We start from the raw sequence: 21,605 nt of genomic DNA, 5'->3' as shown, positions 1-21,605 counted from the left end.
CTGATGGTTGGTGTGGCCTCGCTTGCTATGTCCGAAGAAAAGCCATACGAACACGGCCCCGACTCCGAGCGTCACGAGGGCGTTCCCCGCGGTACGGTCACTGATCACAAGTGGCTCGACAGCAAGGTGTTCCCCGGCACGATTCGGCGGTACTCGGTGTACGTCCCCGCGCAGTACTCGCCTGACAAGCCGGCCGCGCTGATGGTGTTTCAAGACGGCCACGCGTACGTGAGCGAGGACGGCGACATGCGCGTGCCGGTGGTGTTCGACAACCTGATCCACGCGGGCGACATGCCAGTCACCATTGGCGTGTTCATCGATCCAGGGCATAAGAAGGACGCGCTGCCGGAAGTGCGAGGCTGGAACCCACATCCGGAGAACCGCTCGGTCGAGTACGACACGCTGTCGGATGCCTACGCGGAGTTCCTGCTCACCGAGATCATTCCGGAAGTGGCCAAAGAGTATCGGATTACCGACGACCCCGATGGCCGGGCGATTTGCGGCCTGTCGAGCGGCGGCATTTGTGCGTTCACCGTCGCCTGGGAGCGGCCCGACGCGTTCCGCAAAGTGCTCAGCCACATCGGCAGCTTCACCAACATCCGGGGCGGCGACGCCTACCCGGGCATCATCCGCAAAGCCGACAAACGCCCGCTGCGGGTGTTCCTGCAAGACGGCTCGGCCGACCTGGACAACGCCCACGGCAACTGGCCGCTGGCGAACCAGCAGATGGCCGCCGCCCTCGCGTTCCGCGACTACGACCACAAGTTCGTGTACGGCACCGGGGCCCACAACGGCAACCACGGCGGGGCGATTCTGCCCGACTCGTTACGCTGGTTATGGCGGGATTACCAGTTGCCCGAGTGAACTCTGCGACCGCATTGGGTGTCGCTACGCTTGGGCCCGTTGAAAAAGGCCCAACCTCAGCTATCATAACTACTTACGCCCATCTTCGGCGTGGAGGGTAAGCGAATGGCTAGCGGCCTGATTGGAATTCAGGTGCCGGGAAACCGGTTGTGGGTTCGAGTCCCATGCCCTCCGCTTCTGCTTGTTGTCGCACAGGCTCGCACTGCATTGCGTTAACTCTTGTCCCCTCTGGACTTGCGATGATTGGCTCTGTAGTTCCTGGGTGCCCGCTGCATCGTCGGCATCTTGCATGCCATTGCATGCGGATGCACCCGAAAGCAGGACGACCAGCCGTAAACCCTGCGAATAACGACCGCGCAGCGTATGGCGCAGCGTGCAACGTGCAGCTCACCATCGCACCCAGTCGATCCGCAGACTCCACCTCCTGACCTGATAGTAGATGGCCGTAGGTGTCCATCGTCAGAGCGATACTCGAGTGCCTCACTACGTAGCTCAGCGTTTTATTTGCTTGTTGAGACTAACCTGAACGGGCGCTTTAGTACCGTCTGCGCCCAGATGGCTGATTCCACGCAACAGGTTGTAGTGACACGACTTATGCCGTAATGGAAGCCGGGCGCCATGAGATTGAGGACCAGTTTTATTGAAGAGCAGAAACGCAGGTGGCGGATTTGATCGGCGACTTACGGCTTTTTCTGGTTTTGTCACGAGATTGTTGTCTGAAATCGACTACCGTGGCTATTTGCTATTTGAGGTGCGTTCCTAAACCAGACGCAACACTTATCTGCTCATAGACCAGGCGCTATGAACGACGCGACCGCAGAACTTGTATCCAAGTTGACTTCCAGCCAGATTCGGCTGCAAGCCTACATCTTCACGCTGACCGCTGACCGCGAAGCGACCCAAGACATTCTGCAGTCTACCAACTTGGTGATTTGGGATAAGGCTGGCGAGTTTGTGCCAGGAACCAACTTCATTGCTTGGGCGTTTCAGATCGCCAGGTACCAGGTGCTAGCCCACCGCAAGAAGCAGATACGATCGAGGCTTGTGTTTAGTGACGAACTGGTCTCGGAACTGGCAGATGCCGTTAGCGTCGACACTCAGGATGACGTGTTTCAAACTCGGCAAGCCGCTTTGGGGAAGTGCTTGGAAGGCATTACCCCCGAGCAAAGGAAGCTGTTCCTGCTACGCTATCGCAATGGGCTAAGAATGCGGGATATTGCCACCGAAGTCGGCAAAACCGTCAGCGCTGTGGAAAAGATGATTGCTCGGTTTCGGGCAGCTTTGCTTCGGTGCGTGGAATCGAGGATCGCCGAGGAGATAGCGTCTTGAACCTAACAAAAGACATTCAGCGCGAACTCAATGTGCTACTGGCCAAGGTAGTCGACTCCTCGCTTACGCTCGCAGAGGGCGACCGTCTGGAACGGCTGGTGCGTGGGAATCCGGAGCGGCTACGGTACATGCGTGATTACATGCAGTTGGAGGTACAACTGCAAGCGGAAGCAACCGTCGTCCATGGAGGTTCGCTGGAAGGTAGCATCGCGGCGAACGGTTCACTCATACAAAAGCAGGCGACACCCCGCATAGCGTTTTTGTTGTACTCCGCACTGCTTGGCGGATTGGCAGCGGCCGTATGTTTCGTTATGGTCGTGCTAAACCGTGGGCCGCTCGACGAATCGCCCTCTCAGGTGGCCATAACGTCGATATGCTCAGCCTCCCGCCCACCTGCACCGGTCGCCACGTTATCGTTGCAGTCGGATGCCAAGTGGGAAGGACAACAATGGGTTATCGGCCATACCTTCCGAGAAGGCGATACGATCGAGTTACTGACGGGTGAGGCTCAGATCAGTGTTGGTTTTGGTGCGGAGATCGCTACCGAGGGGCCATCGTCGCTCACCTTTCTAGCCCACGACCGGCTGCAGCTCCAAAGCGGTGAGGTTACCGTGCACGTTGCCGAGTGGGCCAAGGGGTTCACCGTTGTGACCGACTCTATGGAAGTTGTCGACTTAGGGACTACTTTCACCGTGACCGCTGGTGACGGTGGCAAGGACGAGACTCGCGTCCACAAGGGTTTGGTACGCGTGCATCCGCGTTCCGCATCCGTTAGTGAAGAACGCGGCTTCTTAGTAAGTGAAGGTGAATCACTAACCGTGGCTCCTGACGGCCGGCACGAAAACCAGTTGATTCTGCCAGATCAGTTGATCGATTCGCGTGAGTTGTCTAAGGTGGTCCCGTATCACCCGGTTGAGCTCTATAACACAGGACTCGGTCTTAAGGTTGGCGACGAAGACCCCCATTGGGTAATCGTCGCCGGACCGGACGGCGTTTTCGAGCGTCCAGAGTACGCCATGGTTTGCGTTCCCGACGAACGCTACCTAGCCAACGCCCCCGAGCTGTCGCAGTGGGTGTCGTTGCCATCTTGGCGAACTGCCACGGCAAATTCAACTTTCACGTTCCAGACACGTTTCGATCTGACTGGCTATGACTTGTCGACCATTCAGTTGTTTGGGCGTTTCCTCGCCGACAATGGCATTCAGAACGTTCGAGTGAATGGTCACGCAGTGGAAGTCAAGAGCTGGAGCGACAACTTATTGGGCCAAAAATTCGGCCCCGATCAATTCCGTTTCGTCGATATTACCGGCGGGTTAGTTCAAGGCAAGAATGTTGTGGAAATCGATGTGTGGAATGGTGTGTTTGGATCACTAAAGTCCGACATGAACACCACTCCAAACCCGATGGCACTACGCGTTGAGTGGTGTGCTTTCGGCCGACGGTCGGACGTGGCATCCAACAGGAGCCTTCAAATCGCACCGGTTCGAACCTTGTTGACAGATTTAAGATTCTAGCTTGTGTATACTCTTCGAAACTCTACAGGAGGTGTTGCTCGTCACTCGAAAGCGATAACTCTTCGACGCTGATTGATAAACTACTTTTCGGCTGATTTCGCTAGCGTGTCGCTGTGAGATGATGGCGGCATCTGGCTCAGGAGGACAACAGATGACTCGCAGTTTAGTTGCGCACTTGTGTACGTTAGTGGTGGTCGTGCTGTTCTGTGCGCCGGCCCAAGCGGTGACTCTCTATCAAGACGACTTCAGTGGTGACGGACTTAGCAGTCTGAACGGTGCAGCGCCCGATGTGGCGCCTGCTGCTGAGACGTGGGCATCCGGATCGCATCTGCTAAACAATGGTGTCCAGGACGGCGCTGGGCGATTTACGGCCCTTCTGCCATTCACGCCACAAGCAGGAGCCGGCCTTTATACACTTTCCACAGAGTTCAATGTTGTTGGCGGCAATAACCAATGGCTCGCAATCGGGTTCGCAGAAGCCCTGGCGCCTTCGGGTACCGGTCTCGAAGAACGATGGCTGGACGGGGGCAATAATTCTCGTCCTGCTTTGTGGGCTCTCTCGCGCGCCGCAGGCAGCACCGATCCCGATCAGTCGTTTCTCGGATACGCTGGCGGAGCCCATACTTTTGGTGGCGTAGGTTCGAGCACTACTAGTGCGACCTCACTGATTATAACTCTCGATACGACCAATCCTGATTGGGAAGTGACTTGGGACTTCAACAGCGACGGCGTCGACCGTACAGCGACTGTACCCGCCGCGGATGTACCGAGCATTGGCTACGTCGGTTTTTCGTCGACGGATGCTTCTGGAACCACCAGCATCACTAGCCTCCTGCTTGAAGGTCCTGCTCCCCCCAACCAGTGGAACGTCGACGGAGGCGGCAGTTTCAACACTGCTGGAAATTGGATAGACAACGTCGTCCCAACAGGTTCGGCCATTCTTGGAAGTGCGCTAACTGCGAACAACGCCCCCGCCACGGTGACAGTTGACTCGCCGGCATCGATAGGTGATCTCAGCTTTCAGAACGCGAACAGTTACATTCTGGACGGCCCCGCCACATTGACGCTCAACGGCATGGCCCGCCTTGATGCGACTCAGGGAATCCACACCATTAATGCCCAGATCGGGGGAAGTAGTGGTCTTAATAAGAGTGGCAGCGGTACTCTTGTGCTGACCAATGGAACCAACAGCTATACCGGGGATACCACCGTTTCGGGCGGGATTCTGGATCTTACGGATCTTGCCGCCATCAATCCAGCTTCTGGCCAAACCAATGTGGCTGCGGGAGCCACTCTGCGCCTGAATGGCGACGGGCAAGGCAATGGGGCGAGTGGCACGCTGAGCGAAGCAATTGCCGGCGACGGCACACTTCGTCTGGAGGGCATCGACATAAACGATCCCAACACCGATGGACTAACGTCTGAAGTGGTGACCATAAGTTCGGCAAACGGCGGCTTCAATGGTCAAGTCAGCGTCGGTGGTGGAACCCTCGAAGTAGCGAATAATAGTGCTTTGGGAACTGGCGACAACACGGCAGCAACCGGTGCGACCGTGGATGGTGGCTTCTCCGAAGGCAAAATTCACTTGTCCAGCGTCACCGTTACCAACGAACGACTTGCAATCACTGGCCGACAACCGGGTGTCACCGCAGCACACCTATCCAGTGAGGGAACTAGCGAGTGGACAGGCGATGTGATCGGGAACACTGGAGGTAACCAGTACAACATCGAATCGCAGTCCGGAAGCTTGACCCTATCAGGGAACATCATGTTGCCGGATTCAAGTGAACGTTTACTCCATCTATCCGGCAGTGGTAGTGGCAGGATAGAAGGTCTTATTGTCGACCGAACTCTCACCGTAGGGGACGGCGCCGAGAATGCTAGTACGACCGTCATCAAGTCTGGCAGCGGCACATGGACGATTGCGACTACGCCTCCACCAGAGAACTCAGACCCCGAGAACCTCTCTACCGCTCGAGATGGTTATCACCAAGGGCGGACCTTGATCGAAGAAGGCACCTTGGCGGTTCAATCCACAGGTGGCACCGAGGGCGAGTTGTGGAGCAGTACGATTGAAGTTCGGCAAGACGCCGTATTCGATATCAGTAGTTTCACCACCTACAGCTTGCAGGCGATTGAAGATCCAGATGGAACGCTTTCGACCGGTGACGAACTGGGGCAGACCCTCACCGGCGCCGGAACGATCAACGTGGGTGGCTCGCTAAATGCCTTCGATGATTCGTCGCTAGCACCGGGCGACAGCGTCGGCACGCTGACGCTAAATGGTAACTTCTCGTACTCGACCTTCGCCGATACACCTGCAGGGTCGTGGGACTATGAACTCGGAAACACCACCGCGGTGGGCGACAGCGATCGATTGCTTGTGGACGGTACCGCCACCATTAATGCCGGTTCGGCCAGCAATGTAGTCGACGTCAACATTACTCCCGTTGACGGCACACTCAGTTCTGGAGCGTACACGTTGGTTCAAGCGAACTCGCTAACCGTGTCTGGCTCTGCAGGAAATGGCACCTACATCGAGCGCGTGTTCGACGCACAGGGAAACGACATTACCTCCTCCATGCGACAAACGGTCTCTGCCGCGAACACTGGTACCAGTGTGGTACTCAACGTGACCGGATCGTCGGCGAACCTCAACTGGAACGGTCCCGCTAACGGGGCTTGGGACGTGCAGTCTAGTAACAACTGGAGCGGCACTGGAGGACCTCAGTTTAGTCAACTCGACAACGTGACTTTCGGCAACGTTGCCAATAAAACGGTAACGGTCAATGAAAGTGTAGCGCCCGGCAGTGTCGCCTTCAACGGTGGCGCCGGTTCCACTTATACCGTCACGGGGTCAGGTGGCATGACCGGTTTTGGCCCCGTCAACGTGAACTCGGGTACCGTGCAGCTGCAAAACTCCGGCAACGCCTACGCCGGCGCGACGACGGTTGCCAGCGGAGCCACGTTGGAAATCAACACGGCAACCACCGGCGATATGTTGGTGAACGGCACCCTATCCATCGGCGGCGCGGGCGTGGCAATCGGCGGCGCCAGGACGTTCTACACTAGCGGCTTCAGTGGGGCTGACGCGACGCCGCTGAATGGCACAACGCCTGACACGTCATTCGACGGCGGTGCTTGGGTCGCTGCGCCGACGTTCGAGGCCGATGGGGATAGCGTCAATGGTACAGGAGGCGGCTCCGCCACGCTGGCTTTCACACCGGTCCATGGTTCCACCTATGTGCTGGAGACCTCGATATCCAACATTGCTGGCGATACCGACTGGTTCGCGCTTGGGTTTGCAAGCGGGCAGTCGGCGGACAATAGCGCCAACAGTCGATTCATAACAGCCACCGTCGAAGGCATTGCCTGGATGCTGTATCGCGGCGCTCAAAACAGCACTACGAATCAGGCTTTCCTTGGTGATCCAAACGTAGAGCCAAACAGCGGCCTTGCTAGCGCTGCAGCCTGGTTGGTTGACGAAGAAACTGCTGCTGGCGATGTTTCGCTGCGGATCACCCTCGATACGACAGGTGGTGCCGGCAATTGGACCGCCACTTTGGAAGCCGACACTGGAAGCGGTTTCCAAACCATTCGTGCCACCGAGACGCTGCTTAGCGAAGCCATCAACTCAGTGGGTGTGGCCAACTCCAACTCCGCGGACATTACCGGTACCATTGAATCGTTCTCGCTCACCGGCACCGAGCCGGCAGAAGTAAGACTGCAAGGGCAAACACTAACCGTCGATGGTGATTTGATCATGGGAGCGGGTTCGACGCTGGAGTTTGATATTGCCCAGATCGGTCAGGACTTTGTCGATGTTACTGGATCAGCAACGCTCGATGGCACGATCGACGTGACGAAGCTCGGCAGCTTCACGCCTGCCGGTGGAACGCAGTTCACGATTCTCTCAGCCGTCGAAGGAATTACCGATTTGGGGGTAGACTTCATCTTGCCCGACGGATTCCGCGCATCGATTGTCGATGCGACCGACTTGGTGCTATCCGTTGGGCTCCAAGGAGACTTCAACGGCGATGGGGTCGTCAATATCGCCGACTACACCGTTTGGCGCAACAATCTCGGTGCGGTGGATGAAACACCCCTGATGGGTAACGGCGACGGAGTGAACGGAGTTGACGCCGGCGACTACGCCTTGTGGAAGGCCAACTTTGGTAACGGCCTCTTGGGGGCCAGCGCCGTCTCGGAGCAGTCCGCAGTCCCGGAACCCACAACTTGGCTGACACTAGTGTTTGGATTGGCTGCGCTGGTTTGTCTGCGATCACGCCAAAAAATGGCGAAAGTCACAACTTGATGTTCTTGTTTTCCTTGCTTCTCTGGAGGTAACGACTAATGATGTTTTTGGGATGCAAACAAATGTGCTGGCAACGCATGCTCGTGTTGGTGGCCACCATATCATTCGCGTCATTCGCGAACGCGTCGACTATTATCGATCTTTGGGACGATACGTTCGATGATGAAGCAGGCAGTGTAAATAATCCCGATCCGCGTGACATGGGCGGACCGATCGGGCTGGCCGACAATGCGTCGTTGTCTGTCAGTATCAGAGTCGCCAATCACTTGGGCAACGACCAGATCCCCTACCGTGGCGGTGGACCAGTGATTGCTGAGACTGGCGGAGTGTTGACTCTCGACTCAAATGGGTCGGGCCGGACCGCTCTTTGGCCGAATCTCAGTTTTACTGATGTTTTGCCGGGCGATCCGACCACGGCCTTTAGCGTTAGCATCGACGACTTCAACCCTCAAACAAATGGCGGCAATTGGGGCGCCATTGGAATGTTCAAAGTGGGCGTTCCCGCTGCCGGTGGCGGTGCAGTCAATATCAACGCTGCCGACGTTGGGATTGGCGTGTTCAAGCGAGGCAATGGCGAAATGGCCGTATGGAGCCAAGGGTCTGATTCAGTCGTACCAAACTATACGGCTCCCAGCGGGTCCTTCGATCTTGAGATCGCGGCAACGAACATCGTCGGTTACGGAACCGTTTCGACATCCTTCGACTATGAAGTGTTCGTCGATGGTGACTCAGTGACAACCGGCAGCCTGAGCGGGATCGACACCACCGGCAACTACGTATTCATGGAGACCACATCCGAGCCGACTTCGTTTAATCAACTGTCGATCTCGGCTACGGTCCCCGAACCGTCTGCGGTCATTCTGGCACTCGTTGGCATGGCGGCGGTCGCCTGTGCGAGGAGACGGTTGGTTTGAAATCGGGCGTTGAGCCCACAACTGACTAGAAGCAAAGGGCAGCTTGAAGGGAGTGGTCCTCCGTCGTCGAAACGACGCGACCACTCCCTTCAACAATATTTTTCGCGCCCGACAGGGCGCAGGTGCGTGATCGCACGAGAAGAACGCGATCACCGAACCAGTACAAAAATGGAGCTCGATATGAAGGCCAAATGGCGAGGTTTTACGTTGGTGGAGCTTTTGGTGGTCATTGCCATCATCGGCATTTTAGTTGCACTCTTGCTCCCGGCTGTTCAGGCGGCTCGCGAGGCGGCCCGCCGCATGCAGTGCACCAACCACTTAAAGCAACTCTCGCTCGCGGCCTTAAACTACGAAAGCTCCTATGGTGATCTTCCCACAGCCAGAGTTGGTTGCGATGGCTACTTGACTCCCTGCGACCACATCCGTCAATCCGGCAACGTTGCAGGTGTCAACTTGAAGACCCAAGGCGCCAGTGTCTTCGTTCAGTTGCTGCCGTATATGGAGCAGCAAGCCCTGTTTGATATGTTCGATATCGAGAACAAGACCGTCTGGGATGCCGGCCAATGGAGCGGTTGGTTGTCGGATCCTCAGATCATCGCCGCAGTGGGCACGTCCCTGCCTGAGCTGAAGTGTCCCAGCGATGGTGAGTTGAAGGAGTATGCTGATTACTCTCATCAGGCAGCTGGTACTCAGGTGCGTGCGGCGACCGGCAGCTATGCTGGCGTTGCTGGGGACGTAGGTCCTCCAAACGGCCCCGACCCGCTATTCGATGATCGCTCCGATTCCAAAGGCAAACCTTACGACCTCAAGTACAACAATACAGGAGTATTCTTCTACGTTCGCAACATTAAACTCCGAGAGATTACAGGCGGCACGTCCAATACGATGTTCTTTGGCGAGACCATCGATGGTCACGCTCGACAGGCTGAGGACGGCAGCAGTGACCTGTTGGCAAGCAACATCTGGAGCAACGGCAACCGTTGCAATTCTTCTATGCGTACGACGGTAAACCCGCTGAACACGATTCCCGAGTTGGGTGAATCGATTCAGAACACAGGAACTCGTACACATTGTGGATTCAATAGTCGTCATCCGGGCGGCGCCAATTTCGGCATGGGGGATGGTAGTGTTCGCTATCTGACGGAGGATGTGTCTGAGGATGTGTATCGACAGTTGTCTACACGCCAGACGAATGCGGACGACTACATACAAACGGTTCCGACCACTCCCGGTCCACGTTAATCCCAGCTTTCAATTCCTCCGAGTTCGCATAATGCTTCGATCACAAATCTCCACCAAGGCGACGTTGGTAGTGGTGGTACTTGCCGCAAGCGTGGGTTGTCAGAACAACCACGAGGGCATCGTTCCCGTTTCAGGTACGGTCACTATCGATGGGAAGCCGCTCACCGTTGGACAGGTGCGAATCCTGGCAAAGGACCACCGTCCGGCCATGGGCAGAATCCAGCCCGATGGGTCGTTCACGATGTCGTGTTTCGAGTTGAGCGATGGAGCCCCGATGGGAACGCACCTAGCCACGGTTTCGGCAGTAGAGTCGATCAACGAACGGTCGAACCGCTGGCACGCCCCAAAGAAATACGCCAACAAGGTAAGCTCGGACTTGTGGGTGACGATAGACGGGCCAACTGAAGATCTAAGAATCGAGCTAACTTGGGCCGGCTGCAAAGAATCTGGCACCTTTGTAGACAAGTTCTGACGTGGTCCCCGCCGCCCGAGATTTCAAGCATAGCACCAAGTGACGTGAAGGCTTCCATGAATGTTAGTCGTTTGCCATGCGCAACGTTTTCGCTGTTGACCGTACTGGTTGTGTCCAGTTCTGCGTCGTTCGGCCAGCTCAATCCTCTCGACTTCCTTGAACTTACTCCAATCACGGACAATGACCCCGGCACCAACGAGGTGGGCCGCGATCGCGTGTCCATCAACTCTACGCCGTTCAAGAATGAGTCGATTGTCACTGCCGGCAACTATCAGTTCACTACCTTCTATCGCGAGGATGGAAAACTGCTGGTTGGTCGTCGAGATCTTACGGCAATCTCGAATGACTGGGACATCCGCGTCACTGAGTTCACTTCCTTCAACATCAACGACGCCCACAATGTGCCGGTCTTAGGATTGGACGGCGACGGCTATCTGCACTTGGCCTGGGGTACTCACGGCAATCCACTGCTCTATTCGAAAACGACAACGCCGGTAACGGGCGGCCAACCGATGGCGTTTGTTGGCGATTCCGTCGGAAACGGTTCGGCAATCAATACAATGACCGGATCGAATGAAACGGGCACCACCTACCCGAACTTCCAGCGCATTCCTGGGTCCAACGACCTACTTTTCAATTATCGAACCGGTGGGTCAGGCAATGGCACCTACCGCATTACGCACTACGATGATGGCACAGACACTTGGTCGTGGGCCGACCAAGTCTGGATCAAGAACACGGACTCGTCTGGACTAACGTACAACGCTTACCCCCACAACTTGTCGTATGACTCGCAAGGCGGGCTGCACGCTAGCTGGACCTATCGCTACAACAGTTCGTCTCCAACTGGCCATTCAGGATTCCAGACCAATCACAACCTGTTCTACGCCTACTCACCCGACAACGGAACGACTTGGTATAAGGATTTCGACGCCAACGTGCAGTACCAGTCGGACATTGATGAACAGAACTCTCAGGTCATAGTGGACATTCCCGAAGGATCGAGTCTTATCAACACGGGTACACAGGCGATCGATGCAAACGACCGCCCCGCGATCGCCACCTGGTGGGCGCCGCTGGCGTACGCCAGCACGCCTGACCATCGCCGCCAGTACATGTACGTCGGTCATGATGGGAACGAGTGGTTTACATCGCAGATCACTCACCGTCGTTCCGACCCCAACAGCCCTGTGCCAGAATCGCAGCTTGGGGCAAATCATATGGGGCGACCGCAAATTGTCTTCGACGACTACAATCGTGCGTTTGTTATCTACAAGGATAATGATAACGGCGGCGGTGTCACAGTAGCCTACTCGCAGGTCGAGTCTCGTGATGATTGGGAGTTCGTCCAGCTTACAACCGACAATCTCGGATACTACGAGCCAACGATTGACCGCGACCTATGGGCTACTGATCGGAAGTTGCACGTGCTTCTTCAAACGATCGACGGAAATAGTGGCAACGGTGGAAGCCCCATGTCAATTCTTGAATGGGATGCCGCCGCCGCGATGGGGCGGGTGCTCAAATGGAGCGGCGCAGAAAGTTCGGCCTGGGACACTACAGCGGTGAATTTCAGCCACCTCGGGATGGACGACACCTTCGTGGACTTCGACAACGTCACTTTCGACGACTCCGCGGCCCAAACTAGCGTCCAGTTGTCGAGTAGCATCAGTGCGGGCAAGGTGGTGGTTGATAGCACGCAGCAGTACACGTTTGAAGGGGCTGGAAGCCTCGTGGCCGGGAGCCTATCCGTAGTAGGAGGTGGTACGCTTAACCTGGCGACTTCCGGAAACACCTACACTGGTCCTACGCGTGTTTCGAATGCGACCCTCCAGATTACGGGCGATGCGAACGCCATGGTCAGCACCGTCATCGCCGCCGATGGGGGCACTGTGGTCATGGACTCGTCGGATGCCACTAATATGTCCAGCAGTTTCGAGATCTGGCCGACGGGAACGCTGGAGATCGGTACACCGACATCCACTGGCACAGTCTTTCCTGCAAGTCCCACCGCCATCCTCAATGACGGATTGATACGCGTGCATCAGCCCGTCAACCTGCAGCACGTGACCGGTCAAGGTCGCATCGAAGTGCTCAACAACGTTACTCATTTGAATGATAACGATGATTTCGTCGGTCAGCTTGTGGTAGCTTCCGGTGCGACCGCCGTCGCCAATACCGTGAGTGGTCTAGGTTCCACCCAAGCCAAGGTCCGAGTCGATGCGGGAGGGCAATTGGTACTAACCCAAAGCGGTGTCTACCAACAAGGGCTTGATGTGGCTGGTGCCGGAGACGGTAGTGGTGCACTAAGGATCGAGACTGGGCTGGATGTTACTCTGGCGGACAACATAGCATTGGGCAGCGACAGCACGACTGTCCATGTCGAAGACGGTGCTACTGCTACCTTCAGCCGCCCGTTGACCGGCTCTGGAGGTCTTACCAAACAAGGCGGCGGCGTACTGCGTCTTTCGGGAGCGAACACATACAGTGGTCCCACGGTCGTTAGCGCCGGCACTCTCATCGTCGATACTGCCACTGGTGCGGGAAGCACCCTGGTGGAATCGGGAGGGATATTCGAAAGCGGCGCGGTTGTCCGTGGCAATCTGACTGCCGAGGGAGGGGCAGTCGTTCGCGTGGTCCCTTTTGCTGCGACGAACAACGGTGTGGTGTACGAGGAACGCTTCGCGTGCGATGGCTCGGCGCCACTCAACGGCATGTCGCCCGATACCGTATCGGGTGGCGAAGTGTGGACCGCCCACGCTAGTATCGCCAACGATGCAGTTGCCATCAGCATTCCAGGGGGCTCTTCTGCAACGTTACCGTTGACTGTGGAGGTTGGCTATCGATACACGCTGGACGCTAGTTTTCAGAATGTGACTGGCGACTCCGATTGGTTTGCAGTCGGTTTTCTCGAGGGGCTTATGAACGGTGGCACCAGCAATGGGAATCGATTTATCGCCGACCCCACAACCGGCAAGGCTTGGATGCTGTTTCGCGGTGACAATTCCACCGGCGATAACCAAACGCTGCTGGGCGATGGTGCAAGCGGCACCGTTGCCGTCACTCCCTGGTCGGCCCTCAATACCAGCGGTGGCGACATGCAGACCCGTGTTGTGCTCGACACCACCGGTGGTGCTGGAAACTACACGGCCGAGTTCCTTGCCAAGTTGCCAACCGATCTGGAGTACACTTCGGTAGCTGGTCCGGTCGTTTTGCTCAGTGAGAACATAAGTGCGGTTGGCTTTGCAGTTTCTCACAGTGACGTTGTGGGAGACGTCGATTTCTTTCGCCTACTACGAGATGGGGACGAACCATCCGACCCCGAGGCGCTGTTGATCGAAGGCGACTTTAACTTGAATCCCGGCGCCGTGCTGCAGTTGAATATTGCAAGTATCAGCAATTTCGATCGGGTAGAGGTTGTAGGAGCGTTTGTTGCCGATGGCGCCGTGGAGGTCAGCTTGTCCGAAGAAGCTGAACTGACTGCAGGCGACTCCTTTGATCTGCTGGACTTCGACTCATTGACTGGGGTTTTCCAGGCCCTTTCGGTTCCGGAGCTATCAACGGGCTTGTTGTGGGACAATTCCCGAATACTGACAGAAGGTGTGCTGGAAGTCGTCGAGGGGTTGGCGGGAGACTATAATCGAGACAATGTGGTGAACATCGCTGACTACACCGTGTGGCGAAATTCACTTGGCGCATCTGGTACCGGATTACTGGCCGATGGCAACAGCGACTTGCATGTGGATGAGCTCGACTACCAACTCTGGAGATCGAACTTCGGGCAGGTGTTAGTCAGCCCGGCCGAGTATGCAACAGTGCCCGAGCCTTCGACTTTCGTGCTCTTGTCTGTCCTTGGCGTGTGGGGCGTTTACTGGACGTGTAACGCACAACGGCAACGTGGTATGATCCTGCCAGCTACTTCGCACATACACTGAGACAAAAATCTAGTTTTAGCAATCTACCAAAGGACGAGGAGATGAAAGAGTTTGTCTGCTTCGCCCTTGGCGTCTTGACCTGTTTGTCGGCGGCTGTCGACATTTGCCGCGCGGAGGACGTAACTCCTGGCGCAGGTCCTCCAGCGCCAAGGGGCTTATCGTGCGAATTCCTGCAGTCCCCGAATAGCACGGTAATCTACGATCCGCAGCCTGAGTTTGCCTGGGTATGTGGCGCTGACAGCAACGCTTACACGCAAGCTGCGTATCGTATACAGGTGCAGCGGGCTGGCCGGGAGTTTCAGAATGCGCTTTTGTGGGACTCTGGTCGCGTTGCAAGTGATCGCTCCATTAACGTCGAGTACGGAGGAGCGCCTCTGGAGGCCAACGGGCAGTACGTATGGCGGGTGAGATCGTGGAATGCACAGGGGGATGTCTCGCCATGGTCCGAATTACAGGAGTTCAGACTGGCTAGCCAGCCGACCACAACGCAGACTTCGCGGTATATGGTTGAACAATCGGCCGAGTCGCCCATTCATTCAGAAGTGACCTCCGCCGGGGAGTACTTCGTCGATTTTGGGAGAGCTGCATTTGGCTCTCTCAAGTTGCGTTTCCCAAAAGCCACTAGCAAGTCGTTTACGTTGAACGCCAGATTTGGCGAGAGGTTGGCGGGCGATAGGATAGATCAAAACCCCGGTGGAACGATCCGTTGCTACGAAGTCGAGGTCGAGGTTCCCGAAGGCAGCACAGAGTTCGACATTCGTCCACCGGCGAACCGGCGAAATACAAGCGGAGCAGCTATCCTCTTGCCGGAGGAAATCGGTGTGGTTGCGCCTTTTCGCTACGTTGAATTGTCCGGAATGCCGGATCGATTCAACACTGATCAATTGGAACGTATTCGAGTCGATTATCCGTTCAATGAGGCAGCCTCAAAATTCGAGTCCTCGGACGACACCTTGAATGCCATTTGGCGCCTGTGCAAGTATTCGATCCGTGCGACGACTTTTTGTGGCGTTTATGTCGATGGCGACCGTGAACGCATACCCTACGAAGCAGACGCATACATCAACCAACTCTCACACTACTGCGTCGACAGCGAGTACGCACTGGCTCGTCACTCGCACGAATACTTGTTGCAACACCCCACTTGGCCGACCGAATGGAAGCAGCATTCGATTCTCATGGCTTGGGAGGACTTCATGTATACTGGAAACACGGAGTCATTGGAGATCAATTACGAGAAGCTCAAGCGTGAGAAGCTCCTGACGTCGGCCGAGCGTTCAGATGGGTTGCTGGATACTTCAACGGGGGAGTTCCGCGACATCGTCGATTGGCCCGGAGGCGAGCGCGATCGATATGACATGCGCAAAGTTAATACAGTCGTCAACGCATTCCATTACGCCACGCTGGTTCGTATGGCCAAGATTGCAGAAGTGCTAGGTCGATCGGAAGACAGTGCGCAATTCCAACAAAAGGCCGAATCGTTCAAGGTGCAATTCAATCAAAGTCTCTGGGATGAATCGCGGGAATGCTACGTCGATGGGTTAGGCAGTCGGCACAGTTCCGTGCATGCCAACCTGTTCCCACTTGCGTTCGATCTGGTTCCCAGCGATCGCGTCGAACCCGTTGTTGCGTTTCTTGAAAGGCGTGGGATGCGATGCAGCGTATATGCGGCTCAGTACCTGCTGGACGGACTCTACCAAAGCGAGCAACCAGAACTAGGTCTGCAACTGCTAACCTCAAAGAAGAAGCGTAGTTGGTACAACATGATTCGCGTTGGATCAACAATCACGCTCGAAGCCTGGGATCAAGACTACAAGCGCAATCTCGATTGGAATCACGCTTGGGGAGCCGCGCCTGCCAACCTAATCCCTAGGCATGTCGTGGGCGTGCGGCCGCTCGAACCCGGTTTTAAGAAGATCGTGGTGCAACCTCAACCTGCATCCCTACAGTCGTTCTCTGCGAAGGTGCCCACGATTCGTGGGCCAGTTGTAGTTGACTATACGAAGTCGCAGAGTGACTATCGACTAGACGTGTCAATTCCGGGCAATACGATGGCGGAGATTGGACTGCCAACAATTGACGGTCAGGTTCCGATGCAGGTCGTGCACAATGGAAACCTCATCGAAGTCCGTAGCGAAGGCCAGCATCACTGGATTGACGACGTACCACCAGGCACGCATGTGTTCGAGGTGGCACTGGAAGGCGACGATCCACCTCAGGCAGGCATACTGGAGGCTTATCAACCCGAAGTCGCCCGTCGAGGGAGTGACACTTCGACTGATGGGGGTGATTAGCTAGCGGATTGAAGAATGAAACACCACAAGTGATCTCGGATGCAGTTGGGCTTTGCGCCAGATGTTGGATGGCATTCTTTGAATCTCCAAGTTGACGATCTTAAAACCACCATAGAAAGCAGAATCGGCCGGACCGGCATGTTAAGCTCTTAGAAACCTCGTTACTTGACACTCCCAACACCGTGCCAGGTGGCCGACTGATGGGCTATGCGGAAGATCTTAAGTCCGGATCATGGCGCCGCCAGGTGTGGATTGCCTATCAGCTCCGGCATTTTGGCGTCGAGGCGTATGAATACATACCGTTGCTGTTAGAGGTCAGTCGAAATGCTGATCGTGGCAAGCTAATACTCTCTTGGGCTGACTCGCAGTTGCTGAATGCGGCTGGATACACCATGGGAATGACTCTCAGTGCGGTTGGGTTAGACGAATCCAATCCTCTACACTGTGAAGTCCGCGATTGGCTGTTGCTGTTGACCCATGAGAGCAATCCCGAAGTGGTAGCAGGAGCGATCTACGCCTTGGGTGCAATCGAATCTGCGTCGCAGAGTATCTGTGAACGTCTATGCGAGATTGCGGGCAGTGAGCGGCGACCCTACGATCATCCAATAGTAACGGCCCGAGCGCTAGCACTTCGCGTTTTGGGCCAACTGAATCCATATGCCGCGATTGGTTATGCGAACACTGAAGCTGCCGCCGAGTACTTGAACTGCATCGAACATTGGCTAGCACATACTGATGCAAAAAGAGTTGACGCGTTGAAGGATCAGCTAGCTGAAGAGTCGGTTTGGCTTCGGCGTGACTAAGAGTGGGCCTCAAAACACTCAAATCCCATCCCCTCATCTAACTGAGGGAGCGCGTATGAACCTATTGAAGAAGTCTGCAGGACCCTTCTTGAGAAGTTTCAGCATTGGCGCCGCCTATGTTGCTTGTGGAGTGCTGGCGTGGCTTGCCGCCGAAGGTATCGGCGGGGAGGCCGCCCGAGGATGGCTGGTAATCTTCGCTCTACCACCTTGGCTATTGATTTGCCTGATCGCCGTTCGATCGGGCAACCAGTTGGGTGGCGTTTGGAAGTGGCTCGCTTGGCCACCGCTTGCAGTACCTACATTCTGGTTTATCGCAAACGGCCTATTGCAGGTGGATTGGCAGAAGCTGATGGATGGGGCGCGCGGTGGTTAAGCATAACCTAATCGGCGAGCGATCGCCTCCAGGTCGTAGATACAACCTCCCCAAGTGCCGCCGCTGACTTGTTGTAGCAGAGACCAAAGTCGTGTGTCGTCAGGTAGATTGTCTGCCGGTGCAAGGTCGGGTCGTGTTGGTCGGAGGCAAAGCTCTTTGTTTCCCCAATCAGCATCGGCCAGCACATCTCCGTGGCCGACGAGATCGATCGAACCCGTGAATGCCTTGGTGTCGACGGTGATTTCAATGAGATCGTCGTCGATCAGCTTGCCCAGCGGCCCGCCGGCCAAAGCCTCTGGTCCGATGTGCCCCAGGCAAGCACCTGTCGAAACGCCTGAGAATCTCGCGTCGGTAATCAAGGGCACGTGTTTTCCCCAAGCGAGGTGCTTGAGGGCAGCTGTAAGCTGATAGGTTTCTTCCATGCCACTGCCTGCCGGTCCGCAGCCTGCCAACACTAGCACATGGCCAGGCTCAAGTGACCTTTCACCCTGACCTTTGATTGCTTGAATGGCTGATACCTCCGATGTGAACACCCGGGCCTTGCCAACATGAGAGTACACCCCCTCATCGAAAAGCTCGGCATCGATGGCTGTTGCTTTGACGACCGAGCCTTCCGGTGCGATGTTGCCGACGGGAAAGACGAGCGTCCGCGACAGGCCGCGGTTTTCGGCTTCCTGGGGACTGAAGATAACGTCTTCTGGGTCGATGCCATCTCGCCGAAGGAGTAGGTCTCGCAAGCGTTTGCGGCGTTGGCTGCTTGCCCATGAATCAAGCACGCTGTTCAGAGGAACTCCCCACGCGGTCAACGCTTCCAAATCAAGCAATCCCAATTCGCGCAGATGGAGCATAACTTCTGGCACCGCACCGGCCAAAAAGACTCTCACCGTTGGATGATCAATAGGCCCATTAGGGAGTGCACTCACGAGGCGCGGAGTGATACGGTTTACCTCTATCCAATCTTCAACCGTTGGTCGACGCAATCCAGCCGCGTGGGCTACTGCGGGAACATGAAGCAGTAAGTTCGTCGAACCGCCGAAAGCGGCATGCACTACCATCGCATTGCGGACCGATGACTCTGTGACTATGTCGCGAAGTGTGAGCCCACGTTGCGATTGCGCAACTACAGCTTGAGCGGATCGCTTCGCCATATCGAGCCAAACCGGCTGCCCGGACGGGGCTAAGGCTGAGTGGGGTAGTGATAACCCCAGCGATTCGCCGACAACTTGGGCGGTCGCGGCCGTACCTAGAAATTGACAGCCACCGCCTGGAGTTGCACACGCACGGCAGCCCAATTCAGCCGCCTCTCTAAGAGAGATTTCTCCATGGGCAAACCGCGCGCCTAGAGACTGGATTCTTCCGGCATCTTCTCCTGACCGAGGAGGCAAGGTGACCCCGCCCGGGATCAACACGGAGGGTAAGTCGCCACAACCGGCCAGCGCCATCATCATGGCCGGATGTCCCTTGTCGCAGGTGGCTACCCCAAGCACTCCGCGCCGGGTCGGTAGCGACCGAATCAACCGTCGCAATACAATAGCCGCATCGTTGCGGTAAGCCAGGCTGTCGAACATACCAGCGGTGCCCTGACTGCGCCCATCGCAAGGATCGGAGCAATGGCCGGCAAAGGGTAGGAAACCAAGCTGCTTTAACTCTTTGGCGGCCGCCTCGACCAGCAGGCCTACCTCCCAGTGACCGGTGTGATACCCTAGCGCGATCGGCCGCCCATCGGGATCGCGTAATCCGCCCATCGTGCTAAGAATCAAGTATTCGTCGCCACCCAATTGACTGGGATCCCATCCCATTCCTGCGTTTTGGCTCCAACCAAACAGATCGCCACTCGGCCGATCACGCAACATTGTCTCGGTGAATGGCAGTCTACCCAAGGGGCCTGGGGCCGAGGTCTGCACATCGAAGATCTGTGCATCGCTAGTGTCAAAGAGGTTGGTATTAGCCATCGAGACCTTTCATGGCTTGCGGCACCAGCGCAACTAAACTAAAGGCATGAGGGTCGCTAGCAAAAGGGTCATGGCCATACTGGTAAGCCCGAGCATGGCAAGTAGCGGCGTCCAAGTCTTGAGGGTTTCGAGCTCGGTTAGACCACTCATGCGGGAAAAAATCCAGAACCCACTATCGTTCATCCACGATCCAACCAACGAGCCGCTGCCAATCGCAGTTGCCAAGTAGACAGGATGAAACGCCGGTGAAAGTTCTCCCATCATAGCCGACATCATGCCCGCCGCAACGAGCATGGCAGCCGTGCTTGAACCTTGTGCGAACTTCAATAGCGATGCGATGCCAAACCCCAGGAGCAAGAGCCCTAGTCCGCTTGCTGACGTTCCAAAGCTGGATTCGATGGCTGGTGCTAGTTGGGCTTGTTTTAACATTGCCCCAAACGCTCCTCCAGCACAAGTGATTAAGATAATCATCCCGCCACTGGTTAGCGCTTGTTCAATAGAGGCGACAAACTGAGTTCTTGTAGGTCGGAAGTAAAAGCAGTAGGTTAGCATCGAAAATGTGCAAGAGATCAGCAGTGCCACATTTGGGTTGCCAAGCACAGCCACTACTGGATAGAGAGTGCCCAGATCCTCGATTCCACTACTTGCATCTGCAATTGTCTTCGAGGCAATCAAGACTACTGGCAGAACGACTGGAGTCAGCGACAGGAGCAAGCCTGGCGAGGCTCTAGGTGGCTCTTCCACATCTGGCGACAAGAAGCCGTCGACTGGTGGTTCTACGGGTATGCGCCGATTCAAGCATGCAGCCAAAAGTAGGCTCAACAACGCTGCCGGCGCTCCAACCGCAATGCCAACGAGAATCATCACGCCCAAATTGACTCCTAACTCACTGGCCACTGCCAATGGACCCGGTGTTGGCGGGACAAGAGCATGTGCTGAAGCTGCTGACGCAATGGCAAGCAGGTACTTCAAGTAGTTCTTGCCTGTCCGGCGATGCATGGATCGAGCCAAAGGCACGATGAGGTAGAAGACGGTATCGAAGAATACAGGAATTGCGAGGGTGAACGAGCTGGCCATCATTGCCCCAGCCGCCCGTTTCTCTCCAAACAACACTAGTGCAGCACGCACGATGCGATCTGCCGCACCGCTATCCATCATCGTCTTGCCGATCACGGCAGCCAACGCAATGACGATGCCGATGTTAGCCGCGGTGCTTCCGAACGCCGCCGTCACGGCCGGAATCTTCCCTTCCCAATCTCCTGGTGCCATTAAGCTCACGACAATTGCCGCCAAAAGCAACGATAGAAAAGCATTGATGCGTAAAGCGACGATTCCGCCGATTACTGTCGCCAAACCGACGGCGAGTATAAGAAATGGATAAGTGCTTTCCACGTACCAGCGCCTTGTCACGAACGTGAAGCAGAATAGGTGCGGTTATCCTACTGCACGGATTGTCGCTTAACAACTTCTACCGCACCAATCCATCACATAGACGATGGATATCTGTTCCCTGGCCAGAGCAAGGGACCGATGCTGACCCTGCGAATGGGGGTCTGACGAGACGCACCGCGCGCATGGTAGCTTGAATCTGCGAGGCG

13 protein-coding genes and 1 tRNA gene are annotated in these 21,605 nt (G+C 56.0%); 12 read left to right on the top strand and 2 right to left on the bottom strand.

From position 1 onward, the window contains the following. Positions 1 to 27: 27 nt before the first annotated feature. The 12 genes from ACQK2L_RS23460 (at position 28) to ACQK2L_RS23405 (ending at position 18,055) form a co-directional block, all read left to right on the top strand. Complete coding sequence (locus ACQK2L_RS23460) at positions 28 to 864, top strand: alpha/beta hydrolase (protein WP_425399479.1); 837 nt, start codon at positions 28 to 30, stop codon at positions 862 to 864. A 92-nt stretch (positions 865 to 956) separates the two neighbouring features. Then, positions 957 to 1,038: transfer RNA gene (locus ACQK2L_RS23455), tRNA-Ser, on the top strand. Positions 1,039 to 1,665: 627 nt separating this feature from the next. Next, complete coding sequence (locus ACQK2L_RS23450; RefSeq protein WP_425399478.1) at positions 1,666 to 2,193, top strand: sigma-70 family RNA polymerase sigma factor; 528 nt, start codon at positions 1,666 to 1,668, stop codon at positions 2,191 to 2,193. Beyond that, positions 2,190 to 3,707, top strand: coding sequence for a hypothetical protein (locus ACQK2L_RS23445; protein ID WP_425399477.1), 1,518 nt, complete (start codon positions 2,190 to 2,192; stop codon positions 3,705 to 3,707). The genes ACQK2L_RS23450 and ACQK2L_RS23445 overlap by 4 nt, the downstream gene beginning before the upstream one ends. 151 nt (positions 3,708 to 3,858) lie before the next feature. Continuing rightward, positions 3,859 to 8,022, top strand: coding sequence for a beta strand repeat-containing protein (locus ACQK2L_RS23440; RefSeq protein WP_425399476.1), 4,164 nt, complete (start codon positions 3,859 to 3,861; stop codon positions 8,020 to 8,022). 62 nt (positions 8,023 to 8,084) lie between these two features. Beyond that, positions 8,085 to 8,936: a PEP-CTERM sorting domain-containing protein gene (locus ACQK2L_RS23435; RefSeq protein ID WP_425399475.1), complete on the top strand. Its 852-nt coding sequence runs from the start codon at positions 8,085 to 8,087 to the stop codon at positions 8,934 to 8,936. A gap of 180 nt (positions 8,937 to 9,116) precedes the next feature. Beyond that, on the top strand, positions 9,117 to 10,178 hold the full coding sequence (locus ACQK2L_RS23430) for a DUF1559 domain-containing protein (RefSeq protein ID WP_425401122.1): 1,062 nt from the start codon (positions 9,117 to 9,119) through the stop codon (positions 10,176 to 10,178). A gap of 31 nt (positions 10,179 to 10,209) precedes the next feature. Further along, positions 10,210 to 10,650, top strand: coding sequence for a hypothetical protein (locus tag ACQK2L_RS23425; RefSeq protein WP_425399474.1), 441 nt, complete (start codon positions 10,210 to 10,212; stop codon positions 10,648 to 10,650). A gap of 56 nt (positions 10,651 to 10,706) precedes the next feature. After that, positions 10,707 to 14,585, top strand: coding sequence for a BNR-4 repeat-containing protein (locus ACQK2L_RS23420; protein ID WP_425399473.1), 3,879 nt, complete (start codon positions 10,707 to 10,709; stop codon positions 14,583 to 14,585). A gap of 41 nt (positions 14,586 to 14,626) precedes the next feature. Further along, positions 14,627 to 16,879, top strand: coding sequence for an alpha-L-rhamnosidase C-terminal domain-containing protein (locus ACQK2L_RS23415; RefSeq protein ID WP_425399472.1), 2,253 nt, complete (start codon positions 14,627 to 14,629; stop codon positions 16,877 to 16,879). Positions 16,880 to 17,079: 200 nt separating this feature from the next. Continuing rightward, positions 17,080 to 17,682 carry a hypothetical protein gene (locus ACQK2L_RS23410; protein ID WP_425399471.1) on the top strand — a complete coding sequence of 201 codons (603 nt, stop codon included), beginning with the start codon at positions 17,080 to 17,082 and terminating at the stop codon, positions 17,680 to 17,682. 55 nt (positions 17,683 to 17,737) lie between these two features. Further along, positions 17,738 to 18,055, top strand: a complete 318-nt coding sequence (locus tag ACQK2L_RS23405) for a hypothetical protein (protein WP_425399470.1) — start codon at positions 17,738 to 17,740, stop codon at positions 18,053 to 18,055. Here ACQK2L_RS23405 and ACQK2L_RS23400 read toward each other — a convergent pair. Both ACQK2L_RS23400 and ACQK2L_RS23395 read right to left on the bottom strand, forming a co-directional pair. Then, positions 18,052 to 20,007: a YjhG/YagF family D-xylonate dehydratase gene (locus tag ACQK2L_RS23400; RefSeq protein ID WP_425399469.1), complete on the bottom strand. Its 1,956-nt coding sequence runs from the start codon at positions 20,005 to 20,007 to the stop codon at positions 18,052 to 18,054. The two genes, ACQK2L_RS23405 and ACQK2L_RS23400, sit on opposite strands and share 4 nt — an antisense overlap. A gap of 33 nt (positions 20,008 to 20,040) precedes the next feature. After that, complete coding sequence (locus ACQK2L_RS23395; RefSeq protein WP_425399468.1) at positions 20,041 to 21,399, bottom strand: GntP family permease; 1,359 nt, start codon at positions 21,397 to 21,399, stop codon at positions 20,041 to 20,043. Positions 21,400 to 21,605: the final 206 nt, after the last annotated feature.

Source organism: Aeoliella sp. (genome assembly GCF_965227375.1).
GTDB lineage: Bacteria > Planctomycetota > Planctomycetia > Pirellulales > Lacipirellulaceae > Aeoliella.
Note: the sequence above shows the minus strand (reverse complement) of the source record. Positions and strands in the feature narration are given on the sequence as shown.